Source organism: Nocardia sp. CA-119907 (genome assembly GCF_050955995.1).
Taxonomy (GTDB): domain Bacteria; phylum Actinomycetota; class Actinomycetes; order Mycobacteriales; family Mycobacteriaceae; genus Nocardia.
Genome location: NZ_CP192091.1, coordinates 4,756,643 through 4,767,296 on the forward strand (window position 1 = coordinate 4,756,643; position 10,654 = coordinate 4,767,296).

At 64.3% G+C, this 10,654-nt stretch carries 8 protein-coding genes and 1 pseudogene; 4 read left to right on the forward strand and 5 right to left on the reverse strand.

What is annotated here, in order from left to right:
- Positions 1 to 92: 92 nt before the first annotated feature.
- The 4 genes from ACQP2D_RS20970 to ACQP2D_RS20985 all read right to left on the reverse strand — a co-directional run bounded on the left by ACQP2D_RS20970 (position 93) and on the right by ACQP2D_RS20985 (position 4,035).
- Positions 93 to 293 carry a hypothetical protein gene (locus ACQP2D_RS20970; protein ID WP_433685716.1) on the reverse strand — a complete coding sequence of 67 codons (201 nt, stop codon included), beginning with the start codon at positions 291 to 293 and terminating at the stop codon, positions 93 to 95.
- Between the two features lie 883 nt (positions 294 to 1,176).
- Positions 1,177 to 1,746, reverse strand: a complete 570-nt coding sequence (locus ACQP2D_RS20975) for a hemerythrin domain-containing protein (RefSeq protein WP_433685409.1) — start codon at positions 1,744 to 1,746, stop codon at positions 1,177 to 1,179.
- An 816-nt stretch (positions 1,747 to 2,562) separates the two neighbouring features.
- Positions 2,563 to 3,744, reverse strand: a complete 1,182-nt coding sequence (locus ACQP2D_RS20980) for an alcohol dehydrogenase catalytic domain-containing protein (RefSeq protein ID WP_433685410.1) — start codon at positions 3,742 to 3,744, stop codon at positions 2,563 to 2,565.
- A 93-nt stretch (positions 3,745 to 3,837) separates the two neighbouring features.
- Entirely contained in the window at positions 3,838 to 4,035 is a 198-nt protein-coding gene (locus ACQP2D_RS20985) for a hypothetical protein (RefSeq protein ID WP_433685411.1), read from the reverse strand.
- 571 nt (positions 4,036 to 4,606) lie between these two features.
- On the opposite strand from ACQP2D_RS20985, the gene ACQP2D_RS20990 reads away from it, so the two are divergent.
- The 4 genes and pseudogenes from ACQP2D_RS20990 (at position 4,607) to katG (ending at position 8,286) form a co-directional block, all read left to right on the forward strand.
- On the forward strand, positions 4,607 to 5,098 hold the full coding sequence (locus ACQP2D_RS20990; RefSeq protein WP_433685717.1) for an STAS domain-containing protein: 492 nt from the start codon (positions 4,607 to 4,609) through the stop codon (positions 5,096 to 5,098).
- A gap of 336 nt (positions 5,099 to 5,434) precedes the next feature.
- Positions 5,435 to 5,560: pseudogene (locus tag ACQP2D_RS20995) on the forward strand (zinc-binding dehydrogenase); the annotation flags it as partial.
- Positions 5,561 to 5,591: 31 nt separating this feature from the next.
- Complete coding sequence (locus ACQP2D_RS21000) at positions 5,592 to 6,074, forward strand: Fur family transcriptional regulator (protein WP_433685412.1); 483 nt, start codon at positions 5,592 to 5,594, stop codon at positions 6,072 to 6,074.
- The gene (katG, locus tag ACQP2D_RS21005; RefSeq protein WP_433685413.1) at positions 6,061 to 8,286 is read left to right on the forward strand and encodes a catalase/peroxidase HPI; all 2,226 of its coding nucleotides are present in this window, start codon (positions 6,061 to 6,063) and stop codon (positions 8,284 to 8,286) included. Before ACQP2D_RS21000 ends, katG begins: the two co-directional genes overlap by 14 nt.
- Positions 8,287 to 9,115: 829 nt before the next feature.
- On the opposite strand, the gene ACQP2D_RS21010 is transcribed toward katG, so the two are convergent.
- Positions 9,116 to 9,838 carry a hypothetical protein gene (locus tag ACQP2D_RS21010; RefSeq protein ID WP_433685414.1) on the reverse strand — a complete coding sequence of 241 codons (723 nt, stop codon included), beginning with the start codon at positions 9,836 to 9,838 and terminating at the stop codon, positions 9,116 to 9,118.
- Between the last annotated feature and the right edge of the window lie 816 nt (positions 9,839 to 10,654).

Here is a 10,654-nt window from a genome sequence, read left to right on the forward strand (position 1 = left end):
CGGCCGTTCGCGACGCCTGTACGCCGGGCCGGCCAATACCAATGGGCAGCGGCAAGGTTCTGACGAACCCAGCCCCTGGCTATCGAGCATTGTCAGCGGCCGCCATGGCTGTGCTGTCCGCCTTTGATCTTGGCCTCCAGGGGCTGAGCCTCGGCGCCCTTGCGACCGGCCTCATGCGGGTCCGCAGCGTTGGATTCGCCGAAGCTGCCACTGCTGGCCTGGCCGCCGCGGCTGGCCTGCTGTTCGGTGTCCGAGCGGTAGCCGAACTGGCCGGGATTGTTGGGATCAGGCATCATTCAGACCTTCCTCCTTGTTCCGATGTGGACGCGAAACCGCGACCCACACTCACGCCTACCCACTCACAACGCTCCGAACCGCAACCCGCCAACATGCGGAAGCATCAAATCTGGAACGAAATAGGTTGTGTAACAGTCTATTTAGAAATATAGAAGATCGGTTTTCAACGCTATGCTGCGGTTACTCCGTCGCGATCACTGCGCGCACTCTCCCCGCCAGACAGCTATGGAGCAACAACGAGGGCCGTGCGCAGCGCCGAAACGAGGGGCTGTGCTGGCTTTGGCAGTTCGACATGATGGCGAATGTTCTGCAATCAGCGCGCTGGAATCCACCGGAAATCCCCATCGGCGCCGCAATCACCCAACAGCGCTACATATCCGGCCGATTGGTGATCAGTGGCGCCACCCACGGTGTAGAGCTCTCCTTGCGTCGGCGATGTCGGCGGCGCCTGTTGGTGTGGGCCCTGACATCGCATATCGGAGGCGATGACTTGCGGCTGATCCCTGTTTTTGCTGTGGTTGATTCAGTCGCGCAGTCATGGGTGTCCAGCGGTCGGCGTTAATATCGCGCGGTGTCCGGCCCCCGACGGCGTTGTAAGGCGAAGCGGCCGTGGTGGCAGCGGTGGAGTGCCGCGCGATCCCTTACGCCCAATCCGCACCCAGGGGGACTGAGCTTCCAGGTTCATGCCAATCGCGCGCCCGATCGGTGGCACAGTTCGGGACGGACACGGGTGTTTCACTGCTGGACTCGAAGCTGGATCGGGGGAGGAGCACGTGGTCGAACGCGGCCACAACCCATGCTGGAGGTGGCCATGTTCGCTCCGGTGACAGCGAACCAGTACGCGGCCCCGCGCCAGGCCCGGAAGCGCGGGGCCGAGGATCATTTCCCGCGTGGTTTGCTGATGGCGTCTTTGGCGCGGTCCATCATGGCCGCGAATGGTCCGACGAGCAGATTCGCGCTCGCGGACTCGACACCGGGGTGCGGACGTGTCGGAGCCATGGCTTCGGCGAATTTCACCGCGTTGCGAAGGCGCGCCAGCTCGTCGGGTTCCAGCTCGGAACGCAACCTGTTGAACTCCTCGTGCTCCTCGTGTTCGGCGTGTGCGAGCACTCCATCGCGCAGGGCCGCGAGCTTGGCGTCGAACTCGGGAGAATCGATGTCGACCGCTTCGATATCGGCGAGCTGGCGCTTGGCTTTGTTCTCTTCCTCGAGACGCGCCTCGATGATGTCGGCGCCGTCGTGGACTTCTCGCCGGAAGCGCGGGTGGATGATTTCTTCCTCGGCGGTTTCGTGGACCGCTAGCAAGCGGCGAAGTTCGTAGAACTTCTGCTCCCGCTGTTCCGCCGTCGGGGCCTGCTCGACCTGGGCGAACAGTTCGCGGATGCGCGAGTGCTGTTCGATAAGGAACGTGACGACATCATCGGTGGTGTTGATCGACGTTGCTTCCACGATCGTCTCCTTGGGCAAGTAGTACGGTCAGCGCGAATTGCGCTGCTGCGGCCTTACCCCTGGAAGAGGGCAGCAAACACCTCGCAAGCTGGACAAACCACTCCGTCGGGCATCGAGACGACCGCGCCGCCGACACCGGTATTTCGGCGATGCCATGCAAGTCGGCTGTTGCACGATCTTCATGTCGACCGGTGAGTCGCCCAGCGAGTGGCCTTCACCGGGCGGTGAATGAGCGGCGCTCCAGTGCGGGATGGACGTCTGGCGTTATCGGAGTTCGAACTGGCGTGGTCGGCTCAGGATGTGGCGCGGCAATGCCTGCGGTGGCTGGTGTCGCAGAGCGGCTAGTTCTGGGAGCGTAGGCATTAACACAATGCGGCGGTGAACCGGTCGTAGCGAATGGTGCGTTCGTCCGGCGGGCTGATGCGAGCGTCGCCGATTGGTTGCATTTGTGCTGTGCTCGAGACCGCTGACCGCGTTACTGCGCCGATGTCGTCATGAAATCTGGTAGGGGACAGCAGTTTCGGCGAGAGACATGCCGCATTCGGTCCGACTGGTGGGCGGTGGCAGGCCACCGTCGGCAACCGCAGGGGCGCCTGGACCAGGCCTGGCTCCATGCGGGAATGGTCGACGAACCATTCGAGGCGTCGCAGATTGGGCACCGCCGCGGTGACCGGGGCGTGCAGCGACGGTGCACAGTGTGCCGAAACATCCAAGCCGTGTTGCCGGAATGGCACCTCCAGCTTTGATAGCTCGGCTCCACGCGTGCTCTTCGACATTGCCGGTGACGCCTATCAGGACTCGCCGTCGTACCGCGCTTCAGGTCGGGTCGAGCACGATCTTCACCGCGCCGTCGGTCTTGTGCTGGAAAATCCGGTAGGCGTCGGGTGCCTCCGACAGCGGAAGCCGGTGGGTGGCAAAGGTTTCCACGCCGAGCGGATCGTCGTCACCCAGCAGCGCCAGAATCTCGGGCGCCCAGCGGGTTACATTGGCCTGGCCCATGCGCAGTTGGATCTGTTTGTCGAACAGGATCCGCATCGGAATCGGATCGACCATGCCGCCGTAGACACCGACGAGTGATATCGTTCCGCCGCGGCGCACGATATCGATCGCGCTGTACAGCGCCGCCAGCCGGTCCACTCCCACCGTATCGGTGAGGCGCCGCGCGACGGGATCGGGCAGCAAATTGGCGGCGCGCTGCGCCATCGCCGCGACCGGTGACCCGTGCGCCTCCATGCCGACCGCATCGATTACTGCGTCGGTGCCACGGCCGTCGGTGCGCTCGCGGATGACGTCACCGAGTGCGGAATCAACATCGCAGTCGATCACCTCTATACCGCGTGCGGCTACCCTGGCCAACCGCTCCGGCACTCGGTCCACCCCGATCACCCGCAACCCGCGATGCGCCGCGATCCGACAGGCCATATCGCCGATAGGTCCGAGACCGAGTACTGTCACCGACCCGCCTGCGGGCACGGCCGCGTATTCCACCGCCTGCCACGCGGTGGGCAGCACATCGGATAGGTACAGGAACCGGGTGTCGTCCGGGCCGTGCGGCACGCTGATGTGCGTGGCGTCGGCATGCGGCACCCGCAGGTATTCCGCCTGCCCGCCCGGTACCTGGCCGTACAGCTTCGAATATCCGAACAGCGCCGCGCCGCTCCCGTATTCGCGAACCTGTGTGGTTTCACATTGGGTCGGTAGCCCACAGGCGCACATATAGCAGTCGCCGCAACTGATCTGGAAAGGCACGACGACCCGGTCGCCGCGCTCGAGTGTGCTGACCGCGGAGCCGGTTTCCTCGACGATGCCGATCGGCTCGTGCCCGAGTACGTCGCCGACGTTCAGGTACGCGCCGAGCACCTCGTACAGGTGAAGATCCGATCCGCAGATCGCCGACGATGTCACCCGCACGATCGCGTCGGTGGGTTCCTCGATCCGCGGATCGGCGACATCCTCGACCGCAACTTTGCGTGGTGCCTGCCAGGTCACTGCTCTCATCTGGACTCCTCTCACCCAGGCGGTCGACTCCCTCTTGCCCTACCCGTGCACCAGCACGGGAAACAGGCAATCCGCCAGCGAATTCGGCGCGGGTTACGTCTGGATCCGATCGGCACGGATCACCACCAGTTCCTCGTATCGTCGGCCAGGTTCGATCAGACCGGCCGCTTCCAGCCATGGCGCACGCTTGCGCAGGACAGGACCGAATTCGACGCCTTCACGAGCGACCACCGCCGCTTTGAGCCCGAGGTCGCGCAGGCGGTGGACGGTGAGTTCGGCATCGCAGAGCACGGAAGCCCGATCCCGCGTCGACGCAATAGCCGCGGCAGTGAATCGCAGAGCGGATCGAGGACCGCCCGGCCGGTGGGCCCGGCCTCCCAGGCGCGAGCGCGACCGTGAGCCGGCGGTGGATCCGGCCCCGGGACATTGGGCGGGTTCGCCAGGACGACGTCGAAGCTGCGGTTGCGCAATTCGCGGGCGAAGTCGCCGAACAGCAGTCGATGCGGGCACCGCGCAGCCGGGTATTGAGCCATGCCGAAACGACCTCCGCGAGCGAAATATCCACGGCGGTTACACTTTTCGCTCCGGCCCGGCTCGCGTGAATGGCTACCGCGCCGGTTCCGCTGCACAGGTCCAACACCCGGCGGCCGGGTGGTATCGCCGCAGCCCCCATTGCCCGCATCAACAGTGCGGTGTCTGCCTGAGGTCGATATACACCCGGCGCCCGCAAGAGGATCATGCTCGGCGGATACCCGGATCCTCGGAATGACCGACGTGTAGCGGGGTCTTCGATTCCCACAGCCAACTGATCATTCGGAAGCACGGTGGCATCGTGAATGCACGCTGCCTGGCTGATTACTCGATGGGCTGCCTGGGGTGGCCACCAATCTGCTTCAGTAGCAAGGAGCAACCGCGCCGAGGCGGGCGTCGTCGGATCATCGATTCCAGAATTCGCACACCGTGCCATATCTTCGCCGACGGGCGTACTCCGACGACCAGGGTCTGCCTCGTCCGAACCCGGTCGTGTGTCGGTGTCACGCTGTACAGCGTGCTCGGTGAGGTCGACTTGGGTACCGAGGTGGAGTTCGAGCGGCAACTGTTCGCAACGCTGCACACCGCCGCATCGACCATCGTCATCGACCTTTCGGAACTCGGTTTTCTCGGTGTGGCAGGGCTGGAGGTGCTCGACGACGCACGGGCATGGTCTCAGCACACCCACGAGATGTACCTCGTCACCGGCACCGAGTGCGTGGACCATGTGATCGCGGCCAACGGCATGTCCGCGTGCTTCGACACCTTCGCCAATCTCGACGATGCGCTGCGTGAAGTAGCCAAGCGGCACGGTCACGGATGAGAACACGTCCCTCGCGCGTTCATTGCTCATCCGAATCTCACTAGGGCTCAAGGGATCCGAGTGCCAGGAGGCTACGTCAGCATTATCCTGACACTGGCCGAGGAATCGGTCGAACCGCCGAGAGACGATGCTCATCAAGCGCGCTGCCCTCTTGATCATGCGAGAGCCGGATCAGGGAGCAATCATCGTCACCGGTGGCATGCCGGTGTGTGGGGGTAGCGGTCGGGTGCAGTGGGTTCAGGTCAGCGGCCCCGCGGGGTCGGTTCCGGTAGTATTTGCGGATCGATAGCGGTGTCGTAACCGGGTGGAGGGGGACGGCACGAGGTCGAGGCCGAGGTATGCGGCCCGAATATCGACCGTGTATTCGGCCTGGACGATATCGTCGCGGCCCACCGGTATATGGAGCACAACCAAGCCACCGGGAAGATAGTCGAGGTGCCTCGACCACGTGGCGATGCTTGACTCGTTCCAGAAAGCGGACAAGACTCTGGGCGTGCCTACGGCCACGGAATTCCAGCAGATGCTGCGGGGAGTTTCGCTTCGGGTGACCGCTCCGCGTGTCGCGGTATTGAGTGCGGTGCACGACCACCCGCACGCCGACACGGATTCGATCATCCGCGCCGTCCGATCTCGCCTGTCAGCGGTGTCGCACCAGGCGGTGTATGACTCGTTGCGCGTGCTCACCGGCGCGGGCCTGCTGCGATGTATTCAGCCGTGCGGCTCGGTCGCACGCTACGAAACACGGGTCGGTGACAACCACCATCACGTCGTATGCCGGGCGTGCGGATCGATCGCCGATGTCGACTGCGCGGTCGGCGAGGCTCCGTGCTTGACCGCGTCCGACGACAGCGGCTTCGCCATCGACGAGGCCGAGGTCATCTACTGGGGCCTGTGTCCCGATTGCGTCGCATCACACGCCGGTTCATCACGTCCTGACCACAACCTATTCAGGAAGGAATGTCATGACATCCGATAGCCGCCCACCCGCTCCCGAGGCCGGAACTCGAAGTGCGAGTGAGAGCGAGAACCCGGCCATCCCGTCCCCGACTCCGCAGACCGACCATCGGCCCCGCACGAACATGGACTGGTGGCCTGAACAGATCGATGTGTCGGTGCTGCACGCGCATTCGTCCAAGTCCAACCCGCTGGGCGAGGATTTCGACTATGCCGAGGAGTTCAAGAAGCTCGATGTCGACGCGTTGAAGGTCGATGTCGCCGCGGTCCTGACAGATTCGCAGGACTGGTGGCCCGCGGACTACGGCAACTACGGTGGCCTGTTCATCCGGATGAGCTGGCATGCGGCGGGTACGTACCGAATCGCCGACGGGCGCGGTGGCGGCGGTCAGGGCGCGCAGCGCTTCGCGCCGCTCAACAGCTGGCCGGATAACGCCAGTCTGGACAAGGCCCGTCGGCTGCTGTGGCCGGTCAAGCAGAAGTACGGCAACAAGATCTCCTGGGCGGACCTGTTGGTTTTCGCTGGCAATGTCGCTCTCGATTCGATGGGTTTCCAGACCTTCGGCTTCGGATTCGGCCGCCCCGATATCTGGGAGCCGGAAGAGGTGTACTGGGGTCCGGAGGACACCTGGCTCGGCGATGAGCGCTACAGCGGTGACCGGGATCTGGCGAAACCGTTCGGCGCTGTCCAGATGGGTCTGATCTATGTGAATCCGGAAGGGCCCAACGGCCGCCCGGATCCGGTGGCCGCCGCGCGGGACATCCGCGAGACGTTCCGCCGTATGGCGATGAACGACGAGGAGACCGTCGCACTGATCGTCGGCGGCCATACTTTCGGCAAGACCCACGGTGCGGGCGATCCCGACCTCGTCGGTCCCGAACCCGAAGCGGCCCCGCTCGAGCAGCAGGGCCTGGGCTGGAAGAGTTCCTACGGTACCGGCAAGGGTAAGGACGCCATCACCAGCGGTCTCGAGGTCGTCTGGACCGCCACGCCGACCAAGTGGGACAACAGCTTTCTGCAGAACCTGTACGGCTACGAGTGGGAGCTGACCAAGAGCCCGGCCGGGGCGTGGCAGTACAAGGCGAAGGGCGGTGCGGGCGCGATTCCGGATCCGTTCGGCGGGCCCGCCCGAACCCCGACCATGCTGACCACAGACCTGTCGCTGCGCGAAGATCCGACCTATCGGGAGATCACCCGCCGCTGGCTGGATCACCCCGAGGAACTGGCCGAGGCGTTCGCCAAGGCGTGGTACAAGCTGCTGCACCGTGATATGGGACCGCTCAGCCGCTATCTCGGGCCGTGGGTTCCCGAGCCGCAGCTGTGGCAGGATCCGGTTCCGGTGGTCGATCACGAACTGGTCGATGAACAGGACGTCGCGGCGCTGAAGCGAAAAGTCCTCGACTCCGGCCTCTCGGTCGCGCAGCTGGTCAAGACCGCGTGGGCGTCGGCAGCGAGCTACCGCAGCACCGACAAGCGCGGCGGCGCCAACGGCGCCCGGATTCGGCTTCAGCCGCAAAAGGATTGGGAGGTTAACGAACCCGCCGAGTTGGCGAAGGTACTGCCCGTGCTCGAGCAGATCCAGCGCGAGTTCAACGATTCGGCCGCCGGCGGTAAGAAGGTGTCACTGGCCGACCTGATCATCCTCGCCGGATCCGCGGCGGTCGAGAAAGCGGCCAGGGACGCCGGTCACGACATCACGGTGCCGTTCGCACCCGGACGGACCGACACCACGCAGGACAACACCGATGTGGACTCGTTCGCGGTGCTCGAACCGCGGGCCGACGGGTTCCGCAACTATGTGCGGTCCGGCGAGAAGGCTCCGCTAGAGCGTCTGCTGCTCGACCGCGCGTACATGCTCGATGTAACAGCTCCGGAGATGACGGTACTGATCGGCGGTCTGCGCGCTCTTGGCGCCAACTACGGCAGCAGCAAGCACGGTGTGCTCACCGAACGCCCGGGCCTGCTGACCAACGACTTCTTCGTCAACCTGCTCGACATGCGCACGGAGTGGCAGGCGTCGAAGTCGGCGGAGAACATCTACGAGGGTTTCGACCGGTCCTCCGGGGAGCCCAAGTGGACGGCCACCGCCAACGACCTCGTCTTCGGCTCGCACTCGGTGCTGCGCGCGATGGCCGAAGTCTATGCGCAAAACGACGCCGCGGAGCGGTTCGTAAAGGACTTCGTCGCCGCATGGGTCAAGGTGGTCGACAACGACCGATTCGACCTCGCCTGATCTGGACCGGGTCGGCGACGGGCCATCAAACCAAGATCAGAACACCCGAACCATGATCAAACCTCAAGCAGCGCTCCGCATTTGGAACCGATCATGCCTGTCCGACAGCGCACTATGCCGAGTTGCGTGCGACAGGGCATCGGCAAGCCATGGCGGTAGGTCCTCCGAAGTAAACGCCGGTGTAGACCGGGATACACATCGGTCTCTAGCAAGTCGTCGGGCACGGCTTCAAGTTGCACCACCTGGATGGCGGGTGGGCATAAAGTTGTCGTCTCGAGGGGCGCGCAGAACAGGCCGTGTAGTGCCCGATCGATCACGAAAGGTATTGCGATGGGCTGGTTCTCGAAACGCCGCAGACCAGCATCCGTCCCGACTAACACTGTTGGGCCAGAACCCAAATTTCACCGTCACGACCCACTTCGCACGGACCCGACGCGGTGTCGGAATTGGTCGACGAACGACGTCGGAATTCGCTAGCACAATCGGTCGGGCAGATGACGACGGAATCGGTTGGGCCGCCAGTACCTCACGCGAGCAGCCCTCGCGGCGTTGCCTCCGGTACTTCGCGGTGTCACCCTCGATGTGGTCGAGGGGATCCCGGTCACGGATATCACACAAATCATCGATACCGGCTGGCTCCGCGCTGACGCCATCCCGGGCGATGACGACGGCAGCGACCACAACAAACTGGGTCGAACTACGCCTGCCACCCAACGCGGTTGCGGCATGGCTCCCCAAGAAATCTGAGCCCTCGCGGCGACGCCGGCCCGCGACACCACATCCGTGTCAGTGGCCATCGCAGGCTGACTGGTTGGCCATTGATATGGGCCTACTGCATCAGTTGGATGTGGGGGTGATCGGGTGAGGCTGGGCAGACGCGAAGGATCATTTTGTAGCCGCGAGCGATTGTGATGTCGGGGTCTATGGTCGTGCTGTAGTCATCTGCGAGGGCCTGATCTTCGTAGGGAATCCAGCTGTGGGTTCCGGCGTCCCATTCGCACGAGGCGACGGTGAGCAGCGGTTCGGTCTCGGTACCACAGGTGGGGCATGGCTGTGGAAAGGGGTCCGTGGTGCCCCACCGGATATGGCCGCCGACCTTCCACCCGGGTGCAACGCATATGTTGTCGATGAACCAGCTCTCGATGTCATCCGGATCGATCTCGGTTTGCTGCTGGCTCGCCCACTGTCGCATCTGCTGCAGCGGCGCACTGCCGAGTTCTTCGAAATCGCTCGGGTATTCGATGATACGTTCAGGCTCCAGCGTGCACGGCAAGGGTATGTAGTCGTAGCCGAAATCCACCGCTGCCGGTACCGGTGGGGTATTCAGGATGTCGGTGACGTCGGCGGCGGTGCGCCACACCAGCGTGGTCTCCGGCATGGCGTCGGCGTTGTCCAACGGGCACCAGAGTATCTGCAGCAGATCCTTGCCCGGTGGCGGACGTAAACCGGGGACGTCACGCGTATACAGTTGCGCCACCGGCAACATGGCATTCGGTTCATCGGCTACCTGCTGCCAGGGTGCGGGATTGTGGTCCGCGAGCTTGGCCTCCACCAACGACTGTAACGGGTTGAGCCTGTGGGGATTCCACGGGTCTGTCAAGCAGTCCCAGTAGTGAGGCCCGTGACAGTGTGGCCACGGTTCGTCGGCCGGCCATAGCAAAGGGCCGCCGATCGAACTGTCGTATACCGACGGTGTGCCGCTGCGCGGGTGTAGCCGGGTCGCGGGACGAGCCAGGGGCGCCAGTGCGGGACACGCGGCTGCGATATCGACGGCTCGGGGTGGCGTGGTGCGGGTCATCGACAAACCTCTTCGGATTCGGGGCGTTCGAACTGTAGTTCGGAGTATGTCGAATCCCACGGTTGGGAATATCTGGCCGGACGTCCCTCCGCGCCCAAGAGCCGCAGGCACGCGACCACTCTGCACCGGCCACCCCTGCACATCCGGGTGCACGGAACGGAATCCTCCGCCGTGGGTGCAGTTTGGCTGGTCATCGTGTTCAAGCTGGCCGCGCCAGGGTCGGATCGGATCGCGGCGAATACCGTCGGGCCGTCCTCGGTCTCGGCTTCGTTGCCGCCGACGCCGATCAACGCGAACATCCGGCCAGCTGACTCGTCCGGTAACCGAGACGCAACCCGCTCGAACAGCAGCTCCTCCCCGCGGCTCGACGTCGACCGGACCACGCGATCAATCCGGCCGCCGGTAGGCGGCTCGATCCACTCGGCACGCCGATGCGCAAGCAGCCGCGCACGGACCTGATAGGCCGATCTCTCGCTCTGGGTGACATGCGCGACCAGCCAATCGGTTACAGCGTCCGCGTCCGCGACGCTGCACGGAGTTACACCTCAGGCTGGACAGACCGATCGCGCG

What these genes read in the sequence shown, in the direction of transcription:
- ACQP2D_RS20970 (WP_433685716.1), bottom strand. Translation starts at nt 293, where the DNA reads ATGCCTGATCCCAACAATCCCGGCCAGTTCGGCTACCGCTCGGACACC.
- ACQP2D_RS20980 (WP_433685410.1), bottom strand. Translation starts at nt 3,744, where the DNA reads ATGAGAGCAGTGACCTGGCAGGCACCACGCAAAGTTGCGGTCGAGGAT.
- ACQP2D_RS20990 (WP_433685717.1), top strand. Translation starts at nt 4,607, where the DNA reads ATGGGCTGCCTGGGGTGGCCACCAATCTGCTTCAGTAGCAAGGAGCAA.
- katG (WP_433685413.1), top strand. Translation starts at nt 6,061, where the DNA reads ATGACATCCGATAGCCGCCCACCCGCTCCCGAGGCCGGAACTCGAAGT.